The sequence below is a fragment of the Kordia sp. genome (genome assembly GCF_050633145.1).
Lineage (GTDB): Bacteria > Bacteroidota > Bacteroidia > Flavobacteriales > Flavobacteriaceae > Kordia.
Window position 1 is genome coordinate 1 of record NZ_JBOEFY010000055.1, and the last position, 25,875, is coordinate 25,875.

Annotated in this window: 29 protein-coding genes; 21 read left to right on the forward strand and 8 right to left on the reverse strand. The window is 33.2% G+C overall.

All coding sequences use genetic code 11. The features are described from left to right. The 13 genes from ACRBBL_RS21940 to ACRBBL_RS22000 form a co-directional block, all read left to right on the forward strand. A partial coding sequence (locus tag ACRBBL_RS21940) for a helix-turn-helix domain-containing protein (RefSeq protein ID WP_431371239.1) occupies positions 1-433 on the forward strand: 433 nt, incomplete at its 5' end. A 424-nt stretch (positions 434-857) separates the two neighbouring features. Continuing rightward, positions 858-1,703, forward strand: coding sequence for an alpha/beta fold hydrolase (locus tag ACRBBL_RS21945; RefSeq protein WP_431371240.1), 846 nt, complete (start codon positions 858-860; stop codon positions 1,701-1,703). Positions 1,704-1,901: 198 nt separating this feature from the next. Beyond that, positions 1,902-2,390 (forward strand): RNA polymerase sigma factor, encoded by a 489-nt coding sequence (locus ACRBBL_RS21950; RefSeq protein ID WP_431371241.1) that lies wholly within the window; start codon positions 1,902-1,904, stop codon positions 2,388-2,390. Next, complete coding sequence (locus ACRBBL_RS21955; RefSeq protein ID WP_431371242.1) at positions 2,380-2,934, forward strand: hypothetical protein; 555 nt, start codon at positions 2,380-2,382, stop codon at positions 2,932-2,934. The genes ACRBBL_RS21950 and ACRBBL_RS21955 overlap by 11 nt, the downstream gene beginning before the upstream one ends. Before the next feature lie 272 nt (positions 2,935-3,206). Continuing rightward, positions 3,207-3,722, forward strand: a complete 516-nt coding sequence (locus tag ACRBBL_RS21960; RefSeq protein WP_431371243.1) for a hypothetical protein — start codon at positions 3,207-3,209, stop codon at positions 3,720-3,722. An 84-nt stretch (positions 3,723-3,806) separates the two neighbouring features. Next, positions 3,807-4,274 carry a hypothetical protein gene (locus ACRBBL_RS21965; protein ID WP_431371244.1) on the forward strand — a complete coding sequence of 156 codons (468 nt, stop codon included), beginning with the start codon at positions 3,807-3,809 and terminating at the stop codon, positions 4,272-4,274. 118 nt (positions 4,275-4,392) lie between these two features. Further along, a complete protein-coding gene (locus ACRBBL_RS21970; protein ID WP_431371245.1) occupies positions 4,393-5,856 on the forward strand; it encodes an oligosaccharide flippase family protein in 1,464 nt (487 codons plus the stop codon). Positions 5,857-5,965: 109 nt separating this feature from the next. Next, positions 5,966-6,400 carry a dUTP diphosphatase gene (dut, locus tag ACRBBL_RS21975; RefSeq protein WP_431371246.1) on the forward strand — a complete coding sequence of 145 codons (435 nt, stop codon included), beginning with the start codon at positions 5,966-5,968 and terminating at the stop codon, positions 6,398-6,400. Between the two features lie 585 nt (positions 6,401-6,985). Then, positions 6,986-8,002 (forward strand): sugar phosphate nucleotidyltransferase, encoded by a 1,017-nt coding sequence (locus ACRBBL_RS21980; protein WP_431371247.1) that lies wholly within the window; start codon positions 6,986-6,988, stop codon positions 8,000-8,002. Positions 8,003-8,021: 19 nt separating this feature from the next. Beyond that, positions 8,022-8,642: a hypothetical protein gene (locus ACRBBL_RS21985; protein WP_431371248.1), complete on the forward strand. Its 621-nt coding sequence runs from the start codon at positions 8,022-8,024 to the stop codon at positions 8,640-8,642. Positions 8,643-8,654: 12 nt separating this feature from the next. Beyond that, complete coding sequence (locus ACRBBL_RS21990; RefSeq protein ID WP_431371249.1) at positions 8,655-9,584, forward strand: tetratricopeptide repeat protein; 930 nt, start codon at positions 8,655-8,657, stop codon at positions 9,582-9,584. Positions 9,585-9,611: 27 nt separating this feature from the next. Beyond that, complete coding sequence (locus tag ACRBBL_RS21995; protein ID WP_431371250.1) at positions 9,612-10,382, forward strand: DUF4292 domain-containing protein; 771 nt, start codon at positions 9,612-9,614, stop codon at positions 10,380-10,382. Then, the gene (locus ACRBBL_RS22000) at positions 10,382-11,614 is read left to right on the forward strand and encodes a murein hydrolase activator EnvC family protein (RefSeq protein WP_431371251.1); all 1,233 of its coding nucleotides are present in this window, start codon (positions 10,382-10,384) and stop codon (positions 11,612-11,614) included. Before ACRBBL_RS21995 ends, ACRBBL_RS22000 begins: the two co-directional genes overlap by 1 nt. 197 nt (positions 11,615-11,811) lie before the next feature. Here ACRBBL_RS22000 and ACRBBL_RS22005 read toward each other — a convergent pair whose 3' ends face one another. Together ACRBBL_RS22005 and ACRBBL_RS22010 are read right to left on the reverse strand one after the other, a co-directional pair. Further along, positions 11,812-12,006 (reverse strand): hypothetical protein, encoded by a 195-nt coding sequence (locus ACRBBL_RS22005; protein WP_431371252.1) that lies wholly within the window; start codon positions 12,004-12,006, stop codon positions 11,812-11,814. Positions 12,007-12,147: 141 nt separating this feature from the next. After that, positions 12,148-12,351 carry a hypothetical protein gene (locus tag ACRBBL_RS22010; RefSeq protein WP_431371253.1) on the reverse strand — a complete coding sequence of 68 codons (204 nt, stop codon included), beginning with the start codon at positions 12,349-12,351 and terminating at the stop codon, positions 12,148-12,150. Positions 12,352-12,697: 346 nt separating this feature from the next. On the opposite strand from ACRBBL_RS22010, the gene ACRBBL_RS22015 reads away from it, so the two are divergent. The 4 genes from ACRBBL_RS22015 (at position 12,698) to ACRBBL_RS22030 (ending at position 16,045) form a co-directional block, all read left to right on the forward strand. After that, positions 12,698-13,432, forward strand: a complete 735-nt coding sequence (locus tag ACRBBL_RS22015) for a LytR/AlgR family response regulator transcription factor (protein ID WP_431371254.1) — start codon at positions 12,698-12,700, stop codon at positions 13,430-13,432. 28 nt (positions 13,433-13,460) lie between these two features. Further along, a complete protein-coding gene (locus ACRBBL_RS22020; RefSeq protein WP_431371255.1) occupies positions 13,461-15,440 on the forward strand; it encodes a histidine kinase in 1,980 nt (659 codons plus the stop codon). Between the two features lie 127 nt (positions 15,441-15,567). After that, positions 15,568-15,702 carry a hypothetical protein gene (locus ACRBBL_RS22025; RefSeq protein WP_431371256.1) on the forward strand — a complete coding sequence of 45 codons (135 nt, stop codon included), beginning with the start codon at positions 15,568-15,570 and terminating at the stop codon, positions 15,700-15,702. 142 nt (positions 15,703-15,844) lie between these two features. Beyond that, positions 15,845-16,045 carry a hypothetical protein gene (locus ACRBBL_RS22030; RefSeq protein WP_431371257.1) on the forward strand — a complete coding sequence of 67 codons (201 nt, stop codon included), beginning with the start codon at positions 15,845-15,847 and terminating at the stop codon, positions 16,043-16,045. A gap of 59 nt (positions 16,046-16,104) precedes the next feature. Here the strand turns inward: ACRBBL_RS22030 and ACRBBL_RS22035 are convergent, their stop codons facing one another. Beyond that, positions 16,105-16,614: an acyl-CoA thioesterase gene (locus ACRBBL_RS22035; RefSeq protein ID WP_431371276.1), complete on the reverse strand. Its 510-nt coding sequence runs from the start codon at positions 16,612-16,614 to the stop codon at positions 16,105-16,107. 174 nt (positions 16,615-16,788) lie between these two features. Continuing rightward, on the reverse strand, positions 16,789-17,751 hold the full coding sequence (locus ACRBBL_RS22040; protein WP_431371258.1) for an SPOR domain-containing protein: 963 nt from the start codon (positions 17,749-17,751) through the stop codon (positions 16,789-16,791). A 220-nt stretch (positions 17,752-17,971) separates the two neighbouring features. Between ACRBBL_RS22040 and ACRBBL_RS22045 the strand changes: the two genes are divergently transcribed. Both ACRBBL_RS22045 and dprA read left to right on the forward strand, forming a co-directional pair. Next, positions 17,972-18,517: a hypothetical protein gene (locus tag ACRBBL_RS22045; protein WP_431371259.1), complete on the forward strand. Its 546-nt coding sequence runs from the start codon at positions 17,972-17,974 to the stop codon at positions 18,515-18,517. 88 nt (positions 18,518-18,605) lie between these two features. Next, positions 18,606-19,712: a DNA-processing protein DprA gene (gene dprA, locus ACRBBL_RS22050; protein WP_431371260.1), complete on the forward strand. Its 1,107-nt coding sequence runs from the start codon at positions 18,606-18,608 to the stop codon at positions 19,710-19,712. A 96-nt stretch (positions 19,713-19,808) separates the two neighbouring features. Here the strand turns inward: dprA and ACRBBL_RS22055 are convergent, their stop codons facing one another. Beyond that, complete coding sequence (locus ACRBBL_RS22055) at positions 19,809-19,979, reverse strand: hypothetical protein (RefSeq protein WP_431371261.1); 171 nt, start codon at positions 19,977-19,979, stop codon at positions 19,809-19,811. 190 nt (positions 19,980-20,169) lie between these two features. Between ACRBBL_RS22055 and ACRBBL_RS22060 the strand changes: the two genes are divergently transcribed. Beyond that, entirely contained in the window at positions 20,170-21,111 is a 942-nt protein-coding gene (locus tag ACRBBL_RS22060) for a C1 family peptidase (protein WP_431371262.1), read from the forward strand. Between the two features lie 397 nt (positions 21,112-21,508). Here ACRBBL_RS22060 and trpS read toward each other — a convergent pair whose 3' ends face one another. Beyond that, entirely contained in the window at positions 21,509-22,477 is a 969-nt protein-coding gene (gene trpS / locus ACRBBL_RS22065; RefSeq protein ID WP_431371263.1) for a tryptophan--tRNA ligase, read from the reverse strand. A gap of 132 nt (positions 22,478-22,609) precedes the next feature. On the opposite strand from trpS, the gene ACRBBL_RS22070 reads away from it, so the two are divergent. Then, complete coding sequence (locus ACRBBL_RS22070; protein ID WP_431371277.1) at positions 22,610-23,359, forward strand: lysophospholipid acyltransferase family protein; 750 nt, start codon at positions 22,610-22,612, stop codon at positions 23,357-23,359. Between the two features lie 153 nt (positions 23,360-23,512). Here the strand turns inward: ACRBBL_RS22070 and ACRBBL_RS22075 are convergent, their stop codons facing one another. Together ACRBBL_RS22075 and ACRBBL_RS22080 are read right to left on the reverse strand one after the other, a co-directional pair. Further along, a complete protein-coding gene (locus tag ACRBBL_RS22075; protein ID WP_431371264.1) occupies positions 23,513-25,321 on the reverse strand; it encodes a hypothetical protein in 1,809 nt (602 codons plus the stop codon). Beyond that, complete coding sequence (locus ACRBBL_RS22080) at positions 25,314-25,853, reverse strand: RNA polymerase sigma factor (RefSeq protein WP_431371265.1); 540 nt, start codon at positions 25,851-25,853, stop codon at positions 25,314-25,316. The genes ACRBBL_RS22075 and ACRBBL_RS22080 overlap by 8 nt, the downstream gene beginning before the upstream one ends. Between the last annotated feature and the right edge of the window lie 22 nt (positions 25,854-25,875).

A 25,875-nucleotide genomic window follows, 5' to 3' on the forward strand; every position in this document is an offset into this window, starting at 1 on the left:
TGAGCGGAGTCGAAATGCGCTCGATGTGACAACAGAAACGAAAGACACTCAAGAGAAAGACATCGGTGTTCCACAAGAAATAATTGATACTATCTTGAGTCAATTAACAAAGTTTGAAGACACAAAGAAATTCACAAAACAAGTTTCAATTACAAGCTTAGCAAAAAACTTAAAAACGAATCCTAAATACTTATCCAAAGTCATCAATTGGCATTACAAAAAGAACTTTAGTCACTACATCAGTGAATTGCGCATCGAATATGTCATTTCCAGACTCAAAGAAGATTCCAAATTCAGAAATTATACCATCAAAGCGATTGCTCAAGAAGCAGGTTTTGGAAACACAGAATCGTTTTCTAAGTCGTTTCATAAATCCACAGGAATTAAGCCTTCGTATTTTATCAAAGAATTGCAGAAACGGTTTGAGAGTTAGTATATGAAACGTCATTGCGAGGAAGTATGACGAAGTAATCTGCTAAAATCACACTTCAAACTTGTGTTTGAAACAAACAGATTGCCGAGAATTTTTTCTAAATTCTCGCAAAGACGTTTCAAAACAAATCCAGAAAAACAATAAAAATATTCGTGAATTCGTGATGGAAAATTATGAGTTGTCAGTTCATTCAAAGAAAATGTACTATGAACCGACTAAAAGCTAAAAGCTAAAAGCCAGAAGCTAATAAAACACAAGAGTAAGCAGTCTAACAGCGCAGCGATCTAAGAGATTCCCGCCTCCGCGGGAACAAGTCTAACAGCGTAGCGATCTAACAGCAAAGCGATCTGAAAAAGTTTTTTAACTTTTTCTGTAACATTTTCAAAAATCTGCATCTAAAGGGAAAATCAAAACAAATAAACAGATGAATACCTTAAAAAAAATAGCAGTTATACTAACGATATTAGTAACGTTTATTGCACAATCACAAGAAAAATCATTTCAAGTCGAAATTACAGGAAAAGGAAATCCAGTCTTACTATTTCCAGGATTCAGTTGTACAGGTGATGTTTGGTCAGAAACCGTAAAAGAACTCTCCAAAACGCACGAATGTCATGTATTTACCTTTGCAGGATTTGGAAACGTTCCAGCAATTGAAAGTCCGTGGTTAGAAACCATTAAAAACGATGTTTCAACATATGTAACTCGCAAAAAACTACAAAAACCAACAATTATCGGACATAGTATGGGCGGATCATTAGCACTTTGGTTAGCCTCTGAAAATCCAGAAACCTACAAACAATTAATCATTGTAGACGGATTGGCAAGTATTGGCGCACTCATGATTCCCGATTTCTCACCAGAAAAAGTAAGTTACGACAATCCGTTTGCCAAACAACAATTGGAAATGGACAAAACAGCTTTCAACAAAATGGCTACACAAATGGCAGCGGGAATGACATTGGTCAAAGAAAAGCAACCAACAATCATTTCGTGGATGGAACAAGCAGACCGAAAAACCTACGTGTATGGTTATATTGATCTAATGAAACTAGACTTGCGAGAAAGCATCAAAAGCATACAAATTCCTGTGACGATTATGGCAGCGGTAAGTTTCTATCCAAAACCACAAGTAGAAGAATTATATACAAAGCAATATCAAAAACTAGCAAACAAAAACATCTTATATGTTGAAAACTCAGCACACTTTATTATGTTTGATCAAGCGGAATGGTTTCTGAAAGAAGTTAAAAAGTTAATTCGTTTTTAGTTGTGAGTTGTCGGTTGTCAGTTCATTCATAGAAAATGTACAACGAACCGACCAAAAGCTAAAAGCAAACAACTAACAACCAAAAAAACACAACAGTAAGCAATCTAAAAGCGCAGTGGTCTAAGAGATTCCCGCCTCCGCGGGAACAAGTCTAACAGCATAGAAGTCTAAGAGCGCAGCGATCTAAAAAACAAAAAAGTGTCACAACAATTTACAAACATCTATCAAGATCATTATGACAAGGTTTACAGGCTCTGTCTCGGATACGTAAATGGTGATGAATCATTAGCGAAAGACATAGCGCAAGATGTGTTCATCAAAGTTTGGGAACATTTGGATCAATTCAAACAAAAATCGAGCATAGGAACTTGGATCTATCGCATCACCGTAAACACCTGTTTGCTTTTCATCCGAAAAAACAAAAAAGGAAGCTATAACATTCCCGAAATACAACAAGACGATCCAAATGTCATAGAAGAAGAAAAAACACGTCAAAACCGCTTAAAACAAATGTATGCGTGTATTCAGCAACTCAAAGAAACGGAACGAATTGTTATCCTATTAGTCCTAGAAGGTTTGCCACAAAAAGAAATAGCTGAAATCACAGGGCATTCACATCAAAACATTCGTGTCATGGTACACAGAATCAAAGAAAAACTCACAAAATGCGTCTCTCATGGAATTTAAAGACATACAAAACACATGGCAACAACAATCAGGGAAAACAACAACGATTCCCGATTTTAAACCTGCACAACAAAAACTACAAAAACTACGCAAAGAACAACGAATTACACAATTAATTTTAGGAATCACAGGAATTGTACTCATTGCATTCTTCTTTTACATTTCTGCCTACAAATACAACGGTACACTCTTAGGAATGTCATTGCTTATCGGCGTGATTGTAGTACGTGTTTGGATTGAAATTCAGAGTCGACAAAAATTGCAAAAAATTAATGTATTACTTACGTTAGAAGAGTTCAAAACACAGCTAATAAGCTATTACGAAAAACGAAAAATACTCGCGTTCAGAATCATTCCGCTATTACTAATTATATATAACATTGGCGTAGGAATCATGATGTATTACTTTTATCAATACCTTTCGAGAGGATTTTTCTATTATATTGTAATCTCGTACGTTGTATCTTTTGTGATACTATTTTATTTCATCCGAAAAGGAGTCTTGAACGAACTTTCAATTCTAAAAACCCTACAGGAAGAATAGAAAGTAGTGAGTTATTAGTATTGAGTATTGAGATTTATTTAGTTAACTTGGAACTATTCTTGCAATGCTATTAAATGTGAATAAAAACATATGAAAATTTCAAAACGTCATTTCGAGTGACGAATTTATAATTCGTTGTATCGAGAAGTACTTTGAAATTCGTAGCAAATCTCGATACAGTTTTCTGTAAAAAATCACTCGATTTGACGTTTTGATAGTATGAATAGAGAAATAGAAAACAGGCAAACGCATCCACAAAAAAACAAAAAAACATGAATAAATACATGAACAACATACTTTCAATACTCTTACTAATAGGTTTCACAAACTGTTCATCTCAACAAACGACTATGAAGCTACAAGAAAAAGCACCGTTTACTGTTGTAGATTCCTTTTCGCAACCTTGGACTGCAGGACAAGAAGGCGGCGGAGGCGGACTCAATGTACATATCATTATTAAGCATCTAAACAAAAAACAAGTTACGCTGAAGGACTTTTATTTTAGAGGAAAAAAAACAAGCCTAGAAGACAATAGTACAAACAGCAAAGGATTATACATAGCACGTTATCTAAAACCTGTTGAAAAAGAAGTCATTCTACACAACGATCACAAAAAAGAAGCAGGAAACGAACCGCCAGAATTACAACCTAAACTTTCTCAAAAATTACTACCTAACGAAGGAATCATTAGTTATGAAGAAGATGGAAAACTAAAATATTTCAAGCTTCAAAACATCACGTACAGATTCCCAGTACACTATCCAAGTGCACCGCAAAACAAACAGTAAATTTATTTTCAGAAGCGAAGTATAAAGGCAAAAAAAGATTGCTATCTTGTTTTCGCAAAACAAAAAAATAAAAATCTGCTAAAAATGGTGCTCTCTTATTTTAAAAAAATAGTTGTTCTCTTAATAACTTTTATTTGTGTAACATCTTGTAGCCAAAAGAAACTACAAGAATTAAATAACCGCATATCTGAACTTGAAGTATTAAATAAAAAATTAAGTGATTCTCTAAAACATCAACTCAAGGAAAAAATTTTACATCTAACACCTATTGGATTTTCTGAAACTTACGAATCAAAACTAAATGAACCGTGTCAAATAAACTATGCATTCTGTTTTGGTATTGATATGGACTTTCCAGAATATAATGTATATCGAATAACAAATGGGAAGGAAGAAGAGAAAGAGCTAATCTTGTCAAAACAAAATAAATCAGGATTCACATATGAATTTACGCCTAAAACAGTAAAAGATGATACAGTTGAACTTTTACTAGAATTCAATATTGATGGTAAAATACAAATGCCGAGTCATTTATTTATTCCAGTTGAATAAAATTTTATACAATACAAACGCTAACCAATACGATAAATGATAGAGATTTTAGCTCCAAAAAATCATTTTGGCAAAGCCCGTAGAAATCAATACTTTTGGTACGTAAACAAAACATTCCTTGAGCGCACTTAAAAAGTTCTTTAAAGACACCATAATCTATGGAATTGCGGCAATATTGCCACGAGCTATCAATATAGGCTTGGTAGGATTGCATACCGACGTTTTCAAATCTAACAAATTTGCCGTAAACACAGAATACTATGTATATGCCGCGTACTTAAATGCGTTATTAACCTACGGAATGGAAACGGCGTTTTTTAGATTCTTCAGTAAAGAAAAAGAAAAAGGAAAAATCATTTCTACGTCGTTTATCACATTACTCTTTACGACACTCATATTCCTAATCTTAGGACTCAGTTTTGCTCCAGAAATAGCAAAAACCTTTGGGTTTGAAAAAGTAATGTATGTTAAAATTTTAGTGTGGACGGTATTTTTAGACACTATTGTCGTCATTCCGTTTGCCTACTTGCGTGTTACAAATAGACCCATTCGCTTTGCGGGAATCAAAATTGCAAACATTCTATTTCTCGCCATACTAAATGTGCTCTTTCTTTGGGCAATTCCTAACGGAATTATCTCAGAAGGAATCCTGCCAGAATCCTTAAATTTCTATGTAAAAGGAGAACCGCAAGTCATCTATATTTTCTTGGCGAATGTATTTGCAAGCGTATTCACACTCATGCTATTATTTCCAAACATTCTAAAAATAAAATGGACGTTCGATAAAAAAGTTTTACAAAAACTACTCATCTACGGATTGCCCATCATGGTGGGAAGTTTGGCGTATGTAACCAATGAAAATATTGACAAACTATTCTTGGGAGACATGATTGGTGCTACCGAAATGGGGAAATACTCTGCCTGTTACAAATTGGGTGTATTTATGACCTTGTACATTACAGCATTTCGTTTAGGTGCAGAACCGTTCTTTTTCAATCATGCAAAAGAAAAAAATGCTAAAAACAACTATGCAACGATTTTCAAATGGTTTTCAATATTGGGAGCAATATTTATGCTTGTTGTAGTTGCTTATATTGACCTTTTTGCAAGCATTCTCATCAGGCAAGATGAATATTTAGATGCCTTAGCAATTGTACCAATCATTCTATTAGCAAATCTATTTTTGGGTATTTACAACAACCTATCCATTTGGTATAAACTCACAGACAAAACGAGATACGGAATGTATATTTCTATTTTTGGTGCGATTGTTACCATAGTATTCAATCTAGTAATGATTGAACAAATAGGTTTCATGGCATCAGCTTGGGCAACATTAGTTGCTTACGGAAGTATGATGGTTATTTCGTATATACTTGGACAAAAGCATTACAAAGTACCATATAATATAAAACAAGTTGGTGGCTATATTTTGCTTGCTACAGTACTATCGGCAGTGTCGTTCTATGATGGTTTTCGAGGAAATTATATCATTGCAACTGCATTAGTTTTAGTATTTTTGGCAATAATATATATATCAGAACAAAAAGAATTAAAACGCCTCATAAAAAAAGGCTCGTAGTTTTTTGTTAGTATTGAGATGTTAGATATACGAAGCGTCACTCCAAATTGACAAAAACCAAAAAGCGAAGCGACCTAAAACCTAAGACCCAAAAACCCGATAAAAACAAATGAACATAAAAATCATCAACAAATCTCAACACGCATTGCCGCACTATGAAACATTGGCTTCCGCCGGAATGGACTTACGTGCAAATCTTACGGAATCAATAACATTGGAGCCAATGGACAGAACCATCGTAAAAACGGGATTGTTCATAGAGTTGCCAATTGGATATGAAGCGCAAGTGCGTCCAAGAAGCGGATTGGCAGCAAAAAAAGGAATTACCGTATTAAATGCTCCTGGAACTGTTGATGCAGATTACAGAGGAGAAATTGGCGTGATTCTTGTCAATCTATCCAAAGAAGCATTTACAATTGAAAATGGAGAGCGAATCGCACAATTAGTCATCGCTAAACATGAACGAGCAGAATGGCAAGAAGTAACAGAGCTTTCTGAAACAGACAGAGGCGCTGGCGGATTTGGAAGTACTGGAACGAAGTAGAAAAATAGTATTGAGATGTTAGTAGTGAGTATTGAGAAATAAAAGCAGAAACGTCACTTCGAGTGGCAAATCTATGATTTGTTGTATCGAGAAGTACTCTGAAAATCTAAATGTGTCACCTCGAGCACAGTCGAGATGCTAAATGTTGAATGTGAAATTTTAAATTAAAAAATGTTTTTAATAACGTTTCTATATAATTAGTATAATTGGAGTGGTTAGATAAACTGAACGTCACTTCGAGTGATTTTTTGTCATATCGAGCATTATTGAAATCAAAATATATTTTGATTGAAAATACCTAGCGAAGCTATTGAGATAGATAGAAAATTGTATCGAGAAGTACTCTGAAAATCTAAATGTAAGTAAGGAATTAGGGATTTGGTATAAGGCATTAGAAGGAAAGAAAGCAAATTAACAAATCCACAAAAATGAAATTCATAAGTTTAATATTTTGAATTTTGTACAACATGTAAAAAAGATACTTTTTAAAACCCAAAACCCAAAACCCAAAACCCAAAACCCAAAACCCAAAACCCAAAACCCAAAATAACAAATAATCGAATCCATAAAAAATAACAACAACAAATGAAAATAATAGTACCTATGGCAGGAAGAGGTTCACGACTTCGCCCGCATACACTTACAGTTCCAAAACCATTAATTCCCATTGCAGGAAAACCAATTGTACACCGATTAGTGTCTGATATTGCCAAAGTATTAGGCGAACCAATAGAAGAAGTAGCATTTGTACTTGGAGATCCAGCATTTTTTGGAGATGATGTGGTAGAAAGTTTAACGGAACTGGCAGAAGGTTTAGGTGCAAAAGCAAGTATCTATCGTCAAGATGAACCGTTAGGAACTGGTCATGCAATTATGTGTGCAAAAGATTCTCTATCGGGTCCAGCGGTAATCGCTTATGCGGATACGTTAATCAGAGCTGATTTCAACCTAGACAAAGATGCAGATGCTGCTATTTGGGTAAAGCAAGTGGACAAGCCAGAAGCGTACGGAGTTGTAAAACTAAATGACAACAAGGAAATTGTAGAATTGGTAGAAAAACCAGCAGAATTTGTTTCAGATTTAGCAGTGATCGGAATCTACTATTTCAAAGATGTTGCCGTTTTAAAAGACGAATTACAATACGTATTAGATAACAATATCATTCACGGAGGCGAATATCAAATCAACGACGGAATTAAAGGAATGATGGCAAAAGGGCGCCGTTTTGTAACTGGAAAAGTGGACGAATGGATGGACTGTGGAAACAAAAATGTAACGATTGAAACCAACGGAAGAATGCTAGGTTTTTTACAGGCTGATGGTGAAAAATTAGTGTCAGATTCTGCACAAATTATCAACTCAGAAATTATTTCTCCTTGTTATATTGGTGAAAATGTTATCATTAAAAATTCAACAGTTGGACCAAATGTTTCTGTGGGAGACAATACGCAATTAGAAAGCGTTACTCTTAAAAATAGCTTAATACAAACCAATTCTACGGTAAAAAACGCTAATTTAGACGAAGCAATGATTGGAAACCATGCAAAATTTGATGGAAGTTTCACCAAAATAAGCATTGGAGACTATTCAAGCTTGGAATAATAATTGAAGATTCATACATATGAAAAAAATAGTATTGCTAATATGTATTCTTGTAAGTTTTCAAACCTTTGCACAGCATGGCTGGACCGAAGGAACGCTGTATTTAAAAAATGGAACAGCTAAAAACGGACTCATTAAGTTTCCAAGAGTTTCTAAAGATTTAATCTCTTTCAGTGGAAAACAAAAAGTAAAATTCAAGAAAAACAAAAAGGCAAAAAAGGAAAAATTTGATCACAAGCAAGTAGATAAAATTGTCTTTACGTATGAAGATTCTCAAACTGCTGTTTACCGATATATTGCAGTTTCTAATAAAAAGCATGAGCTTTTTAAAGTAATCACAAAGGGAACAACAACCTTATATGCCAGAAGTGTGAGCTATACATCATCGCCAGCAGTATTTCATCCAGGAACTATGCAGCCAATAATGTATGACTTTAATGATTTTGATGAATTTTATGTATTGAAAAAAGGCGAAAAAATTGCATTACCTTTAATCACGATCCGTATTTCTAGGTCATTTAAGAAAAGAGCGATGGAATATTTTGCAGATTGTCCTAGAGTAGTAGCAAAATTAAAAGACAAAACATACAGAAAAGAAGATGTAGAAACTGTTGTAAAAGCTTATAATAACTGCAATTAAATTAAAAGACAGATGAAAAAATACATGTACATACTATTACTCTCAGGAATGCTAACGTTTATTCCTGAGGTTGTACATGCGCAAGAAGAAGAAAGTGCCGAAATTTCATTAGAAGAAAACATTGACGAATTTCAAGAACATTTCTTTGAAGCACTGAAACAACGTGGTATTGAAAACTACGATCGCGCTGTTGACGAATTGCTTAAATGCAGAAAAATAGACGATAACGCAACTATTGCTTTCGAATTGGGAAAAAACTATTTCTCACTTAAAGAATATGGCAGAGCTAAAGAATCATTTCAAAAAGCAGTTGACAAAAAACCACAAAACCAGTGGTATCTTACAGGATTATTCAACGTGCAAGTAAAATTGGGTGAGCGTGAAGAAGCGATAGAAACAGGTAAAAAAGTAATTCAACTAAACCCACAGTTTAGAGAAGAAGTTGCCAGAGTATATGTAGGAATGCGCGAATACAAAAAAGCATTAAAACAACTTGAAAAACTTGAAAAAAGCGGCGGATTATCATTCACAGCTTCCAACATGAAGTCAATGCTGGAAAAACAAGTCAACAAAAAAACAAAATCTGACGGTAAAGTTGCCGATGTCATCAATCAAACTCCAAAGCCTAGAGTAAGAGGAGACGGAAAAATATTAGACCAAATAGAAGATGCCTTGCAAACCGAATCATATGAAGCGGCAAATAGACTTGCAAAAATAGGTTTAAGTGACTTTCCTTCGCAACCAAAATTATATTTATACAATGCAAAGGCATTAAATGCGTTAAAAGAGTATAAGAAAGCGATAGAAATGCTTGAAATTGGATTAGATTACATTATTGATAACGCTCCACTTGAAAAAGAATTCTATCAAACTTTTGTAGCTGCGTATAAAAAAATGGGCAACTCCAAAAAGGAAAAATTTTATCTTAAAAAAATACAATAAGCGTTCGCGCAAAATAAAATTAAACACTTGAAAAACGGAATTCACATTTTCATTACTAGTATAGTATTGCTCTTTTTAGTAGGTTGTAAATCGACAAAAGCAGTAGTGTCTTCGGGTGAAGTAGCAGATCTGTCTACTAGAAACATCATCAAAAATCATTATCGAAATGCGTTAAACTTCAAAACGATTCGTGGAAAACTCAAAGTAAATTATGATGATGGAAAAATGCAAGACAACTTCACGCTAAGTCTACGCATGGAAAAAGACAAAGCCATTTGGATAAGCGCAAAAATATCATACGTAAAAATATATATGACGCCAACCAAAGTAAGCTTCTATAGCAAAGTAGACAACACCTATTTTGAAGGCGATTTTAAACTGATCAGTAAATTTTTAGGAACAGAATTAGACTTTGATAAAATACAAAACCTACTAATAGGTGATGCATTATTTAATTTAAAAGACGAACGATTCGATTCTAAAATTGTAGACAAAACTTATGCGCTCATTCCAAAGCGTGATTTTGAACTTTTTAAACGATTATTCTTCTTAGATGCGTTTCACTTCAAAGTAAAAAAACAACAATTAGCACAAACAGCTGAACAGCGTGTGCTTACCATTAACTATCCTACATACCAAGAAATAACAGGACAGGCATTCCCGAAAAATATAGAAATAAAAGCGGAAGAAAATAATAAAACGACCAACATTCAGGTTGAATATCGCAAAGTAACCTTTAATGAAAAAGTGCGTTTTCCGTTTAAAATCCCAAGTGGATATACAGAAATAAAAATCTAGTGAAGTCAATATTCAATAAACATACAAGTAGAAAAATCATCGTAGTCTTACTTTTATTGGTAAGTACTGCAAGTATGGCGCAGGACAAAAAGAAAGAACTTGAAGCGATGCGCTTGCGCTTGCAAAAAGAAATACGACTCATTAACAAACTCATTAGTAAAAATACGTCGAAAACAAAATTTATTGTGGACGATGTGCAAAGTATCAATCATAAAATTCGTGTCAAACGTGACTTGATAAAAGTGATGAATCGTCAAACGAATCTATTAACGAGTCAAATCAATGGCAATATCAAAAAGATAGGGCAGTTACGAAACGATTTAACGAAGTTGAAAGCCGATTACGCAGAAATGATTCGAAAGACTTATAAAAGTCGCTCAGAGCAAAGTAGATTGATGTTTTTACTTTCGTCAGAAAGTTTCCTGCAAGCCTACAAACGTGTGCAATACATGAAGCAATATACGGATTACCGAAAAAAGCAAGGGGAAGCCATCGTAGTACGCACGCAAGAATTACAAGATCTGAATAAGACCTATTCGGAACAAAAAAAGGAAAAAGAAGTACTTATTTCTGAAAACCGAAAGGTGCAAAAAGAACTGGAAAAAGAAAAAAAGCTTCAAAATGAACTCTTAGCATCGTTGCGAAAAGACAAAAATAAATACGCAGCACAAGTAAAAAAGAAGCAACAACAAGCGGATAAAATTGATCGTCAAATAGATAAGATAATTCGTGATGCTATTGCGAGTTCCAACAAAAAAGCAGGAAAAACTACTTCTAGTAAAACCTATGCGTTAACGCCGGAAGCCAAAGCAATTGGAAACAGTTTTGCAGCCAATAAAGGAAAACATATTTGGCCAGTTTCTGAAGGAACAAAAGTACGTGGTTATGGAAACTACCGCGATGTGGTAAATCCGAATGTAACTCGTGTGAGTAATGGAGTTATCATTGCTACAAATCAAGGTGAAACAGTACGTGCGGTGTACAACGGAGAAATTACACGAATATTTACAACTAAAGAAGGTGTAAAATGTATTTTAATACGACATGGAAGTTATTTTACAACCTATTTCGGACTTAAAACAGTATCAGTAGAAACTGGAGATAAAGTATCTAAAAAGCAAACTATCGGAACCATGTACACAAATAAAAGCACAGGGAAAACCGAGCTCAAATTCACTGTTTTTAAAAATACCACACGTTTAAATCCAGAAACGTGGCTGTATAGAATGTAGCAAAGCTACACTGAGCCTTTCGACTCACGCTCAAGATAAACTAAGTCGAAGTGTCTCATTTACTTGTTATACTGAACTTGATTCAGAATCTATACTTTTTTCAAGATCAATTTTTCACTAAAACATTCTAACTGTCAAAATCAAAAAAAAAACGGACTTAAAAAAAGCCCGTTACATTTGTTATACATATTGATTTACTAGCCAAGTGGCATAGGATGTTCTGTATGAGTATTGTTACAACAGCTTGTTCCTCCTATGCATGGTCCCATTGTGCTTAACATGCCATCCCAAGATAAAATAGTTTCATAAGTTCTACCTCCAAGAGCTTCGTAACTTAAATTGGAAATACTTTTTTTGTTGAGTCGTAACTCATTTAAATTTTGCTTTTTCATAATTTCTAATATTTTAATGTTACTCAATATTAAAACTAAAAATGGAAGTCTAGCTCCTACAAAATGTATGATTTTTATAAAAAAAAGCAACCCAAATAGGATTGCTTCTAGTATTTTTTCATGCAAATAATCAAGATAAATTTAATGTGGGCAATTTTGCATTACAAGTGAGCAGTATAAACCATAACTATCGTCACAGCATTTAGTTCCTCCTTGACATGGTCCCATTGTACTTAACATACCGTCAAATGTTTCTACTCCTTCTTTTCCACCTAGAGGTTCATAGCTTAAATTGGAAATGCTTTTCTTATTAAGCTTCAAGCCTTGTAAACTTTGTTTTTTCATAATGTTTCTGTTTTAAGTTATACTTCTTCCAAAAGTAGAATTGAAAACAACTTTAATGATCCTACAAAATGCATGATTTTTTGTTTTATGTGTAAGTAAAATTATTTTTAGATAAAAGTAAAAATATAATTAGATGTATATTAAAATGAATATTCAGTTTGTTATTCCTAAGCAATTACAATCTAAAATAGGAAAATTTAAAACAAGAAAAATAGTAGTGTGTTTGTGACAAAAAATCAAGAATACATAGCAAACATATAGATTGACAAATAAGCAAATCAACAAAAATCAACAATTAGCAACTAAAATAAAAAACCCTATATTTAAACTGAAAAAATGTTTACAAATGGCGAAAATCTGTATTGTTGAAGACGATCAAAACCATGCGTTTGCTTTGCAAGAAAAGGTAAAAGCTATTGGGCATACGGTGCAGCAAATTTGCGCCACATTTGAAGATGCAATCCTAGCAATTAAAAAAAACATTCCTGATGTTATTCTTTTAGACATCAACCTAAAACATGACAATGATGGTATTCAATTAGGACAAGTCATCAAAAGCTTTTCATCTATTCCCATCATATATACAACGGCATTAACAGCAAGCGAAATCATAGAAAAGGCAGTAAAAAATAAACCATCTGGATATTTGGTCAAACCTATTCAGCAAGAAACTTTAAAAGCAACTATTGAATTAGCATTACAAAATCAGGAATCAATAATTTCTGAAGAAAATCTAACGGTTTCAACAGAAGATAATGCTACATTTTTAACCGTTCGAGTTGGTTATAAGTTGCGAAAAATAAACTTGCAAGAAGTCAAGCTTTTAAAAATAACGTCTAAAAACTATGTAACGCTAGTTGATAAAAATGACAAAGAATTTCAACTTAGAAACTCCTTAAAATCACTCATAAGTACTTTAAATTCTCAGTTTATTCAAGTCCATAGATTATACGGAATCAATCTCAACTACATAGTACACATTGATGAAAAGGAGCAAATGCTATGTCTCAAAGAACGCACGCATATTCCGATAGGACGTACCTTCAAAGAAAATTTATACAAGCGATTGAATATTATGTAACACTATAGTACAACCTTAAACAAAGCAAATGCGAATATATAGTATCGTCATAAGTATTTTGATTCCTGCGCTATTATGTAGTCAAGAAATAAATACAGCTAAAGAATACCGTGAAATAGATAGTATCAAAAAAATACTAACGAATGAAAATGCAGACCCTAATAGGAACAATTACATTCGTGTGATTACATTTTATGCGCGTAGAAACATAGACAGTAGTAAAGTCTATTTAGAGAAATACACCAAGCTTGCAGGAAACTCTAGAATACGTTTTGACGCCATAAGCCGAAAAGTATATATACTACAACTTGAAAAAAAGTATGATGAAGCTACTAAGCTTATTAATGAAACCATTCAAAAAGATTCTGTAGCACTCAATCAACCTGAAAATAAATTTGCATTGCTCAAGCTGTATTCTGCATTGGCGGAAATTTACACGGATACAAGAGACCATGAAAAAGCATTAGAAATTTATTATAAAACCATTGCAATCTATGAAAATGAAGGTGTAGAAGATGATATTACTTACTATGTAAATTTATCCAGTATTAGTGCTCTTTTAACTTCTTTAGAATATCACGAAAGAGCATTAAAATATTGCGAAAAATTGGAAAACTTACTGATAGAAAAAAGAGCTTCGGTAGATAAAGATTATGTCAACTACAGAGGATTGATCTATATAACAGTGCATAATTATCTTAACAAATCGCTTATTTATGAAAAGCTAGATGAGTTCCCAAAAGCTGTAGTCTATGCAAAAAAAGCAGAAGCATTATGTGTTGAAGAAAAACAGCATCGTTTGTTGCCAAAAACGTATGTTTTATTAGGCAATATGTACCTTACAATGGAAGATTATGAAAATGCTCTAGAAAATTGTTTGAAAGCCCTAGAACTTGAAAAACTATATAATTATCCTGAATTTAAGGATATGTTTTTACATATTATAGGAATAGCGTACTTAGGACTTGAAGACTATGAAAAAGCAATTCCATATTTAAAAAATGCACTAAAAGTAACCAATGTAGAAACCGCAAAAGTTCCAATACTTAATGATTTAGCAAAAGCGTATCAAGGATTAAAAAATTATAAGAGCGCAACTGAAACATTGGTGCTTTACAATCAACTAAAAGATACTTTATATAGTCAAAATCAAGCAAAAGCAATTGCCGAAATCACAGAAAAGTATGAGAACGATAAGAAGCAAAAGGAAATTGCATTATTACATACAGAAACGGAATTGCAACAGTTAAAAATAGAGCAACAATCGTATGTTATTTATGTAATTATTGGACTTCTTGTATTGTTACTTATTTTAGGAATGATTTGGTATAAAAATCGTCGACAAAAACAACAATTAAAAGAAGCGATTATCAATTTGGACAAAGAAAAACTGCAACAACGTTTTTTGCGTACACAACTCAATCCGCACTTTTTCTTTCACGCTTTGGCTGCGATAGAAGGCTATATTTATAAAGAAGATAAGCAAACAGCAACTTCGTTTTTGCAAAAATTTGGTTCGCTCATGCGAAACATATTAGAATCTTCAGATATTGATTTTATTCCACTAGAAGCAGATATTAACTTTATTGAAAAGTACTTAATATTACAATCACTAAACAACAATGGAAGTTTTACGTATGCTATCGCTGTGGCGGATGATGTAAACGTTTCCAACAGCATGATTCCGCCAATGCTAATTCAGCCATTTGTAGAAAATGCTATTCTGCATGGAGTTTCTACTATTGAAAACGGACATATTTCTATTGATTATTCTAAAAAAGATTCCAACCTTATCATTTCTATTACAGACAATGGAAAAGGAATCACTACTTCACCTAAAAAAGCAAGTATGTTGCATCGTTCTATGAGTACAGACATCATAAAACAACGTATTGAAAACATTCAAAAAGTACACAAAATGGAAATTGCTTACGAAGTTTTTTCAGCAGAAAACACGGTAGTAGCATTCACAATTCCAATCAAATATGGGAACTTTACTATCAATTAGACCTTGTTTTTTACACTTAACCGCGTAAAACTGACGCTTAAATTCACAAAAACTACATTCCGACTCAGCACCTTTTCATGACTCATAATTAAAAAATAAGTTTGAGTATTCACTAAAACTCAAAGTCATGAAAAAAAGAGATCTAAAATCTTTAAAACTGAACAAAAAATTCATTTCAAACCTTAAAACTAAAGAAGTTTTGGGAGGAAAGACTGGTTTTTTATGCTGGATTTCTAGAAATGATGGAGGTTGTCCTAAATAACCTCAAAAGTAAAATATAGCTTACTTTTTCTTCCTCATTAAAAAACAATAAAAGGCGTAATTTCAATCTTAAAATGCAACACGTTTTTTATATGGAGATTAAAAAATAAGTTTAATTAATTAACTAATAAAACTCAAAAGACATGAAAAAACAAATTAAAAAATTAGCATTAAGTAAAAAGGTAGTAGCAAATTTTAATGATTTACAAGGTGGAAGACCACCAAAAACCCATGGGCAAACATGTGGGCTACTTACTTGTGGTGATTGCTTTCCAACGGAACAAGCTAACTGTCATGACACTATAGTTGTTTCATTGGTAGTAGTAGCTCCATGTAACAACTAATAGAATATTATAAAATAAAAAAAGCAGGAATTCATTTTCCTGCTTTTGTATTTTATATACTAACCAAATAGTGCTTTCAATTCTGTGGCATCATCTGGTTTCATCTTTCCAGCCAATACCAAACTTAATTGACGTCTACGTAAAGCGCCTTCAAAACGTTCTTTCTCTAAATCGGTTTCAGGAACCAATTCAGGAATGCGTACAGGTCTTCCAGTATCATTTACAGCTACAAAGGTATAAATAGCTTCGTTTGCTTTATCGCGCATACCAGATTCACGATCTTCAATCCAAACGTCAATATAAATTTCCATTGACGATTTAAAAGCTCTTGAAATATTAGCTTCAACTGTTACAACACTTCCCACAGGAATGGAACGATTGAATGCAACGTGATTTACAGAAGCAGTTACAACAATACGTCGCGAATGTCTTCTTGCAGCAATACTAGCGGCTCTGTCCATACGTGCCAATAATTCGCCACCAAATAAGTTATTTAAGGGATTTGTTTCACTTGGCAATACCAAGTCGGTCATAATCGTTTTCGATGATTTTGGATGTTTTGCTTCCATCAATACATTTTTTGCAAAGGTACACAGATTCATTTTTTGGGTTGCTAAAAAAATGATAATAATTATGGAAATAATCAAACAATCACAAAATGATAAGCATTTGTTTCATCATGTGAAAGCAAAAAAAAGACCGCTAAATAATAGCGATCTTTTTTAAGTATAGGTGTAATTTTCTTATTCTGTAATTAATAACCAAGCTTCTGGCGCTTCAGTTTTTTTAATTTTTATTAAAGCATTTGTAGCTTCATTGCGTGTTGAAAAACTTGCATACGATACTTGGTGTAAACCATATTTATTTTGACCTAGTAATTCGGCTTCAAAACCATTGGCTTGCAATTCTGCTACCTTCTCATGTGCATTTTGCTCAATTCGAAAAGCGCCTGCAACTACATGATAGTTTTGAGCTTCTTTCGCAACTTGTAGCGTAATAGATGGCAATTCTACAGGATTCGTATTAAAAAACGTTGCCTGTTGAATATACTTATCAATTGATTTTTTTGCTTTGGTATCTTCTACAATTTGCTGCTTCTCTTGTTGTGTGTTGCTATATTCGTTAAATCCGAAAATACCAGCACTTATAATTACCGCTGCAGCAGCTGCATATGCCCAAGGGAAACGTCTGCGATGTGTTTCTTCTACTATTGGTAATGGAATTGTTTCTGTAACTACCTCTTCCAATACTAGTGGAGTTGTTTCTTCTCTTACTTCTTCAACAATTCTATTAATTTCTGAAGAAACAAAAGACGAAAGTCCAAATGATGAGGTTAAATAATTTAGTTGATACGATGGCTCAAACTGTATTTTTCTTTCTGCATTTAAAGAAAGATCACCAATATTTTCAAGTGAAATAATTTCAGAATTATCCAATTGCTTTTTCCATGCATCTACTTCCAACTGTACTTTTTGTAGCGTACTTTCATAATCTTCCTTCGTAACATCTGCAATGTATTTTACCAACAAACCATCATTTGACGTAAGTTGTGCATTAAATGACAACTCTTTCGTTGGTGGATAAAAGGCATTTGTTGTGTGATGCACTTGTGCACCTTTTCGTTGCGTTAAAAAAGCACCGAAGTTAGGCACAGTTACACATTCGTATCTATATAAAAGGTCGCTTATGTACAGTTCTAATCTCATTAAAACAAATTTAAACAAAATATGAAACCAATAAAATATCTGTATAACTTTTTATTAACATTAAGCTTTTAGGGATGTGAATCAATCGTTTAAATACTGCAATTTTTCTTTTTTTATTTAGAAATTAGCTCGTAATGCAACTATTTTGGTGTTGATACGTTCCTATTAATATGAGAAATCATTGGAAAATCTTTGTATATATTGTTTTACTTGGATCGGTTTGAGCAGTTGTTCAAACGAAATTGAAGAAGAAACGGATCATAAAAGTGAAGTAGAAATTTATAATGAGAAAGCTACTTTGCTTATAGAAAAAATTATTTCCAGAAGAGAAGACTGTAGTTGTTTGGTATTGAATTCTACCGAAAAACAAATGGAAGAAATGGAATTAGGTGTGTCAAGGGAAGAACTTCAAGAAATGATTATTAAAGAATTAGATTTCGCATCTGCTGATGAATTGGAATCTGCAATGCATATTTCAACAGACTTTCAATTAAAGAATTCTAAAATTGATCCAAGCATAAAAATATGGAGCAGATCAACATATGACTCTCTCTTAATAAAAGGATATGAAGATAATTTGAAAGGACTTCTAAAACATAGGTTAGATGTAATACGTAAAATGTGTCCAAAATGGGTGTTAATGGTGTCAAAGCCAATCTTCGATACAAATTATAAATATGCACTTGTTGATATACAAAACGAAGGAAACTGCTTGAAAATGCCTTTTTTTATATACAATTTAGAGGGTAAATCACGAAATAGATAGAAAATTATTTCACTCAATAAAAAACTTCATATACGTTCAATTTACCTTCTAAAAATCCTGTAATTTTAGTAGTTAAAAATGAACCGAAATGTATTCTGAAGAGGAATTAATATATGCACTAGCGTTGCAAAAAACAGCAAAAATTGGCGATGTAATTGCAAAAAGATTGATAAAACACTGTGGAAGCGCAGAAGCCGTACTGAATGAAAAGAAAGAAAACTTACTCAAAATAGATGGAGTTGGCACGTATGTCTTAGCTGATTTACAGAATACAAAACATATCAAAGCTGCTGAAAACGAATTAAAATTCATTCAAAAAGAGAAAATTCAAACGCATTATTTTTTAGAAGAAAGCTACCCAACGCGACTACAACATTGTGTTGATAGTCCAATTGTATTATTTCAAAAAGGAAATGCCAATTTGAACGCTTCCAAGATGATTAGTGTTATTGGGACACGAAAAGCAACAACATACGGAAAGCAATTTTGTGAAGAGTTAATAGAAAACTTATCACCATTACAACCTACGATTGTTTCTGGTTTTGCTTACGGAATTGACATTGTTGCGCAACGTGCAGCGGTTAAAAACTACATTCCTACCATTGGTTGTTTGGCGCATGGTTTGAATCAAATATATCCAAAAGAGCATCAACGTTATATGAAATCGGTAGAAAAGAATGGTGCTTTTGTGACTGATTTTTGGAGTACATCCAAACCTGATCGAGAAAATTTCTTAAAACGGAATCGCCTCATTGCTGGAATGACACAAGCAACTATTGTCATTGAATCTGCCGAAAAAGGAGGAAGTTTAGTCACGGCGCATATTGCCAACTCGTACAACAGAGATGTATTTGCTGTGCCAGGTAGAGTAGGCGATTCGCAAAGTATAGGTTGTAACAATTTAATCAAGCAACAACGCGCGCATATTTTAACATCTGCTGCAGATATTGTTTATCTTTTAGGTTGGGAATTGGAAGCAGCACCGTTTCAACCTGTGCAAAAACAATTATTTGTAGATGTATCTCCAGAAGAAGCAATTATTCATTCGTATTTACAAGAAAAAGGACAAACAGTATTAGACAGTATTGCATTAGAATGTAAATTTCCAATTCATAAAATAGCACCAATTTTATTACAAATGGAAATGAAAGGCTTGGTAAAACCTTTACCAGGAAAATTGTTTGAAGCAGTATAAAATAAAAGAATCACAATTGATAAGTTTATGAATTGTGATTCCTGTATAATTAGGCTAATGCATAATTAATTAGCGCCTAAATCTGTGCTAGCCTGTTTATGCTACACATTTGCAAGTGTTATTATTTGTCCAATTCACACAAGACTTATAGCAAGTTCCGTGTCCTCCATTTCTAGTTTTAGTAATACCACCTTTAAGATAATCGAGGTTAGATACTGTTTTTTTACGCAGGCTTAATTTTAGGTTTTTTAATTCTTGTTTTTTCATAATAAAAAGAGTTTAAAGTTAATAATCAAATTCTCTAAGAACTCAAGTTTCTTTTAAGAAGATTTGTTCGTTTAATAGTTATAATTTGAGAAGCTTGTTACCCAGTGTTTATAAATATTTTGTATGTAACAAGTTGATATTTAGTAAATAAAAAATTATATTTAATGAAGAAACAACCAATATTACATATATGAAAGCACTTTCTTTTTGCATACTTTTTTTAAGTGTGAATTGCCTTTGGAGTCAAATAACACTAAAAAAAGTTGAAAAATTACCTGAGACAATAATTCACATTAGTTCGCAAACACCTGTGCAAGATCAAGGGCAACGAAATACCTGTAGTGCGTTTGGTGTGGCTGCAGCATTGGAAGTATTGCCCAACATGCCAAAAAACATTAGTGAAATGTATTTATACGGTGTTCAAAAAGCAAGAGATTTTTCAAACAATATAGCTATTGAAGAAGGACAGTTTCTTAAAGAATATATAAGTTCTTTAAACAAATACGGAATTCTCACCGAAACGCAATTGCCTTATCCTAAAGAATTGCCTCAAAAATGGTATAAAACTGATATTGAACTCCGAAAAGTAATGGTAGAAGGCGGCATTGGTCCAGTACGATTATTAGTAGATTATAAACCAAAAGCGCTTAAAATTTTTGTTACTGACTATGAATATTTAGATGGAACTAAAAGTAAAAATATAACACGAATTAAACGATTATTAAATTCAGGTGTAAAAGCAATTCCTGTATCTTATCAATTGTATTTGCCAGCTTGGGAAAAGTTTCAATCTAAAGAATACACAACTATTACGCCCGATGCTGGATATGGTATTTTATTAGAAAACGGAACTTATGCCAACTACTCCGATATTAAGAAAGAATATCCAGATATTAATAAGAAAATCAATTCGAAGAAAGTAACACTAGGAAGAATAGACAAGCGCGCAAATGGTGGTCTGTACGGCGGTCATGTAGTAACTATTGTTGGATATGATTCGGAAGGGTTTATTATTAAAAACTCTTGGGGAACTGATTGGCGTTATTACGGATATGAACGTGTAAGTTATGATTTTCACGAACTTTTTGCGTATGAAGCATTGGCTATTAAAAAAGTGACGTATAAAAAATGATATGCTCAATTTAGTGTGAAGAAATAGGTGTTTCTAAGTAGATCTCGATACAAAAAATGTCACAACATTTTCCACTCGATCTGACGTTTAGTAATTTACAAGAAGTAAGAACGTCACTTCTATTTTCAGAAAAAATAATACTTTGACTAGCATATTTATAAAGAATTACAAACGTCACTTCGAGTGATTTTTCAGAGAAAAATAGTATCGAGAAGTACTTTAAAACATAATCTTTCAACAACAAAAAATAGCCAAACATTTAAAAAACATTTGGCTGTTCTAATATATTTATTCTTTAAAAGCAAAGCGATCTAAGAGATTCCTACTTCGACAGGAACGAGTCTAACATTCTAAGAGCGTGAGCGATCTAAAAGCAAAGCACGTCTAAAAATCTAAGCTAATATCCAACTTTCTTTCGAACTCTTGCTAAAACTTCGTTTGCAATTGCATGTGCTTTTTCAGCGCCAATTGCCAATGCTTCATCAATTTCGTTTTTGTTTTCCATATAATGGTTAAAACGTTCACGTTCGGTAGCAAATCGTTCTGCAACCAATTCAAACAATGCTTGTTTTGCATGTCCGTAACCGTAATTTCCGCCTGTATAATTTTGACGCATGCTTGCAATTTGTTCCTCACTAGCCAATAATTTATACAATGCAAAAACGTTATCTGTGTCAGGGTCTTTCGGATCTTCCATTGGCGTACTATCGGTTTGAATCCCCATAATTTGCTTGCGAAGTTTCTTATCGGTTTGAAAAATATCGATCACATTGTTTTTACTCTTACTCATTTTTGTTCCATCGGTTCCAGGAATCAATTTTGTATCTTCTTGGATTCTAGCTTCAGGCAATACAAATGTTTCGCCTAATTTTTCGTGAAAACGAGTAGCTACATTACGTGTAATTTCTAAATGTTGTTCTTGGTCTTTTCCTACGGGAACAATCTCTGCATCATACAATAAAATATCTGCTGCCATCAACATTGGATAGGTAAACAAACCAGCATTTACATCTTCCAAACGATCAGCTTTATCTTTAAAACTATGTGCCAATTTTAAACGATTGTATGGAAAAAAGCAGTTTAAATACCATGAAAGTTCAGTTACTTGCGGCACATCACTTTGACGATAAAAAACCGTTTTATTAATATCTAAACCAAACGCAAGCCAAGTTGCTGCAGTTTTGTATGTGTTTTCTCTAAGAGTTTCTCCATCTTTAATCTGCGTAAGCGAATGCATGTCCGCAATAAACAGAAAAGAATCATTGTCCGCATTTTGGGCCATTTCTATGGCAGGAACAATTGCTCCTAAAATATTTCCCAAATGTGGAGTTCCTGTGCTTTGAATTCCTGTAAGTATTCGTGCCATGAGTGGTTTTTAATTATCAAATTTTGACAAATGTACTTCATTTATAAAGAATTTTTCAAAAATTGACGTGCTTCGTTTCATAAAAATAAAATTTAAATGCATTTTCGAAACTTTAGTGTATTTTTGGCGCTGATGATAACTTTTATTCAACATATTGGAAGAATTTTATGGCGCACTTGGTTTTACCTTTTGGTACTTGTTCCAATACTTATATTTTTTCCTTTATTATTAATATTTTCAACGAGTGAAAAGCTATACCCACAATTCTTCTGGATTGCCAGAAATTTTTGGGCACGACCAATTTTATTTGGTATGGGTTTCTTTCCAAAGTTTAAACGAGAAGAAGAAATTGTAAAAGGAAGAAGTTATATGCTTATCGCCAATCATACAAGTATGACTGACATTATGCTGATGTTGGTGGCGTCTAAAAATCCATTTGTTTTTGTAGGTAAAAAAGAACTTTCCAAAATACCAATTTTTGGATTCTTTTATAAACGAACCTGTATTTTGGTCGATAGAGGAAGCGCTAGAAGTCGTAAAGCGGTGTACGATAGCGCACAAGAACGACTAAGCCAAGGAATGAGTATTTGTATTTTTCCAGAAGGCGGAGTTCCTAAAGAAGATGTTGTATTAGATAAATTTAAAGACGGTGCATTTCGTTTGGCAATTGAACATCAAATTCCTGTTGTGCCTATGACATTTGCAGATAATAAAAGATTGTTTCCGTACGCTTTTTTCAAAGGTTCACCAGGACGTATGCGTGTAACTATTCATCCATTCTTAAGTACAGAAGGCAAAGAAGTAGCAGACAAAAAAGAAATGAGTATAACCGCCAGAGAAATTATTCTGAATGAATTAACTAGGTATGGGATTACAGAATAAACTGTAGTTAAAATCCATACTTTGATTTCTAAATATTAAAATTCTATTTATTTTACAACATAAAAAAAACCGCTTTCTTTGTAAGGTAAGAAAACGGTTTTTGGCAAACATCACTGCTTTTAAGGTATATGGCATACCTAACCAACTAAAAAACTAAAACCTAAAACTGACACCTGTATAAACTCCTACTGAGTAAGGGTTAAAGTTGCCAGTATTTCCTGAAAATGCATTTAACTGATATTTTAGCATTGGTTCTAAGCTGAACTCTAATTGATCGGAAAACTTATAATCAATTCCCAAACCAATATTGGTGCTAAAACTCACGTCATTTACATTGGTAGCTTCTCCTAATTCTGTTAATAATTCTGGAGAATCTAATATGATACTATTCTCTGTTAACAGCAGTGTACTTACACCGCCAATAACATTAATTCCTAATTTTTTATCTACTACTGCGTACTTCAATTCTACAGGAACTTCTACATACGTCATACGCTGACTCAAGTCTCCTTCTATTTGCTTTCGCTGAATAGATGATTCTGTAGTTATTGGCACTTGATATTGAGAAAATGTCTCATTGGTTGTTGCTTGACGATCTTGAATATCAAATGCTGCATTCGCATTTTTAAATTGAATCGTTGTCAATTCACTTCCATTTATAGAAGGAACTAAAGCGATATCTTTTGTGCTGTAACTATATTCTACTCGGTGAATTCCAGAACGTACTGTAAGTCTTTTAGAAATATCATATCCGACATTTAAACCATAACTAAGGTTTATATCACCTGTTTTTGTATTATCAGCAAACGTTTCATCAATTGGCGAACCATTACCAAGTGTATTGTAATAAACAGGTGAAGCATTTGGCGAAATAGTCCATTTACTAATTGACGTTTCTGCAACTTCCGTTTTATCTTTTTCTAAATCGTGCAAATCATTGATAACATCCAAAATAGACTTTTCAATTTTTTCTTCTTTTGGTGTGTCAGCTACTGCAGTTTCAGTGTTTGTAGCATCTGTATTTGCAGTTCCATTTACTTCTGATCCCGTTGTATTTGTAGTGTTTGAAGTATTTGTTGAATTGTTAGTGTCATTTTGTGCAACGGCAGATGTATTTTCATTCGTAATTGCGTTTGAGCTTGAATTTGCTTCAGAACCTTTTCCGTTTACGGTATTGGTAGTATTGTTTTTAGTACCATTTTTATGATTCTCTGCGACTGCATTTTTCACTAAAGGATTGGTAGAAGTATACTCACCATTTTTAGTTTTATAATTTTGACCATTCAAACGTTTTCTTTGTTCAGGAGTTAAGATTTTATCTTTCCCATTAGTTGTCGTATTGGCAACTGCATTTTCTTGATTGCCTATATTTTTATTTTGAACCGTATTTGTGTGAATGCTATTGTTGCTGGAAGCATTTTGTGAATTGCTTTGAGTTCCGTTTTGTTGTGCAATTCCATTTTGCAATGCGTTTCCTTGTTGCACATTACTGTCTTTTCCGTTTTGCAATTTATTTGGGTTATTCCTATCAATCGTACCTTCATTAGCAATTTGCTGTTTATTTTGCAATGTACCTTCTGGAGTTGTATTGTTTTTATTCTGAAGTGAATTTTGCTCAGAATTCGTATCGGAATCAGTTATCTGCGAATTGTTTGTTTTTCCATTCACATCCTTATCAGAAGATTTTTCTTTTGTAGTCGATGTGGTTTGTTGATCAGAATCAATTCCAGAGTCATTCGTACTTACAAATTTTGTGCCTACAAAAAACAGCAAAGCAATAGCTGCGGCAATTCCAACAGCTTTATATAACCAAGGAAGTAGCACAATGCCTTCCTTTTTTTCATCGACTTCCTTTTCATCTAATCTATCGGAAATTTTATCCCATAAATCGGGATCGGGAGATGCTTCAAAATCCTTGAAGCGGTTCCGAAAGAAATTATCTATATTATTTTGATCACTCATTTATGGCGATTTTTTTTTTAAACGATTCTACTTTATTCTTCAAAATCATGCGCGCTCTTGCCAAATTTGATTTTGAAGTACCAACCGAAATGCCTAACATTTCAGCAATTTCTTGATGCGAATAATCATCAAGCACATATAAATTAAACACCAATCTATACCGATCGGGTAATTCTTGCACGATGCTCAATAGGTAATCTATTGAAACACCTTCTTCATATATAGTTACAGGTGTATCTTTCAATACACGCTCATTTACAACCTCAAAAACACCTTTACTTCTATATTTTTGAAGCACGGTGTTTACAGTAATTCTTCTTAGCCAACCTTCAAACGAGCCTTTAAAATTATACTGACCAATTTTTTCAAAAATAACCATAAAGCTATCTTGCAAATTATCTTCCGCTTCAAGCTTGTTCCGAGAGTACTTTAAGCTTGTAGTGTATAGTTTTTTGGCATAATCTCTATACAATTGTGCTTGAGCATCACGGTCGTTATTCTTACAATTATGTATGAGTTGTTCTAAACTCACTCGTTTTATTGGTTTTTTTAGT

What these genes read in the sequence shown, in the direction of transcription:
- ACRBBL_RS22025 (WP_431371256.1), top strand. Translation starts at nt 15,568, where the DNA reads ATGAAAAAAAGAGATCTAAAATCTTTAAAACTGAACAAAAAATTCATT.
- ACRBBL_RS21965 (WP_431371244.1), top strand. Translation starts at nt 3,807, where the DNA reads ATGGTGCTCTCTTATTTTAAAAAAATAGTTGTTCTCTTAATAACTTTT.
- ACRBBL_RS22010 (WP_431371253.1), bottom strand. Translation starts at nt 12,351, where the DNA reads ATGAAAAAACAAAGTTTACAAGGCTTGAAGCTTAATAAGAAAAGCATT.
- ACRBBL_RS21945 (WP_431371240.1), top strand. Translation starts at nt 858, where the DNA reads ATGAATACCTTAAAAAAAATAGCAGTTATACTAACGATATTAGTAACG.
- ACRBBL_RS22060 (WP_431371262.1), top strand. Translation starts at nt 20,170, where the DNA reads ATGAAAGCACTTTCTTTTTGCATACTTTTTTTAAGTGTGAATTGCCTT.
- ACRBBL_RS22070 (WP_431371277.1), top strand. Translation starts at nt 22,610, where the DNA reads ATGATAACTTTTATTCAACATATTGGAAGAATTTTATGGCGCACTTGG.
- ACRBBL_RS21980 (WP_431371247.1), top strand. Translation starts at nt 6,986, where the DNA reads ATGAAAATAATAGTACCTATGGCAGGAAGAGGTTCACGACTTCGCCCG.
- dut (WP_431371246.1), top strand. Translation starts at nt 5,966, where the DNA reads ATGAACATAAAAATCATCAACAAATCTCAACACGCATTGCCGCACTAT.
- trpS (WP_431371263.1), bottom strand. Translation starts at nt 22,477, where the DNA reads ATGGCACGAATACTTACAGGAATTCAAAGCACAGGAACTCCACATTTG.
- ACRBBL_RS21960 (WP_431371243.1), top strand. Translation starts at nt 3,207, where the DNA reads ATGAATAAATACATGAACAACATACTTTCAATACTCTTACTAATAGGT.
- ACRBBL_RS22055 (WP_431371261.1), bottom strand. Translation starts at nt 19,979, where the DNA reads ATGAAAAAACAAGAATTAAAAAACCTAAAATTAAGCCTGCGTAAAAAA.
- ACRBBL_RS22075 (WP_431371264.1), bottom strand. Translation starts at nt 25,321, where the DNA reads ATGAGTGATCAAAATAATATAGATAATTTCTTTCGGAACCGCTTCAAG.
- ACRBBL_RS22040 (WP_431371258.1), bottom strand. Translation starts at nt 17,751, where the DNA reads ATGAGATTAGAACTGTACATAAGCGACCTTTTATATAGATACGAATGT.
- ACRBBL_RS22015 (WP_431371254.1), top strand. Translation starts at nt 12,698, where the DNA reads ATGGCGAAAATCTGTATTGTTGAAGACGATCAAAACCATGCGTTTGCT.
- ACRBBL_RS22005 (WP_431371252.1), bottom strand. Translation starts at nt 12,006, where the DNA reads ATGAAAAAGCAAAATTTAAATGAGTTACGACTCAACAAAAAAAGTATT.
- ACRBBL_RS22020 (WP_431371255.1), top strand. Translation starts at nt 13,461, where the DNA reads ATGCGAATATATAGTATCGTCATAAGTATTTTGATTCCTGCGCTATTA.
- dprA (WP_431371260.1), top strand. Translation starts at nt 18,606, where the DNA reads ATGTATTCTGAAGAGGAATTAATATATGCACTAGCGTTGCAAAAAACA.
- ACRBBL_RS22035 (WP_431371276.1), bottom strand. Translation starts at nt 16,614, where the DNA reads ATGGAAGCAAAACATCCAAAATCATCGAAAACGATTATGACCGACTTG.
- ACRBBL_RS22030 (WP_431371257.1), top strand. Translation starts at nt 15,845, where the DNA reads ATGAAAAAACAAATTAAAAAATTAGCATTAAGTAAAAAGGTAGTAGCA.
- ACRBBL_RS21985 (WP_431371248.1), top strand. Translation starts at nt 8,022, where the DNA reads ATGAAAAAAATAGTATTGCTAATATGTATTCTTGTAAGTTTTCAAACC.
- ACRBBL_RS21990 (WP_431371249.1), top strand. Translation starts at nt 8,655, where the DNA reads ATGAAAAAATACATGTACATACTATTACTCTCAGGAATGCTAACGTTT.
- ACRBBL_RS21955 (WP_431371242.1), top strand. Translation starts at nt 2,380, where the DNA reads ATGGAATTTAAAGACATACAAAACACATGGCAACAACAATCAGGGAAA.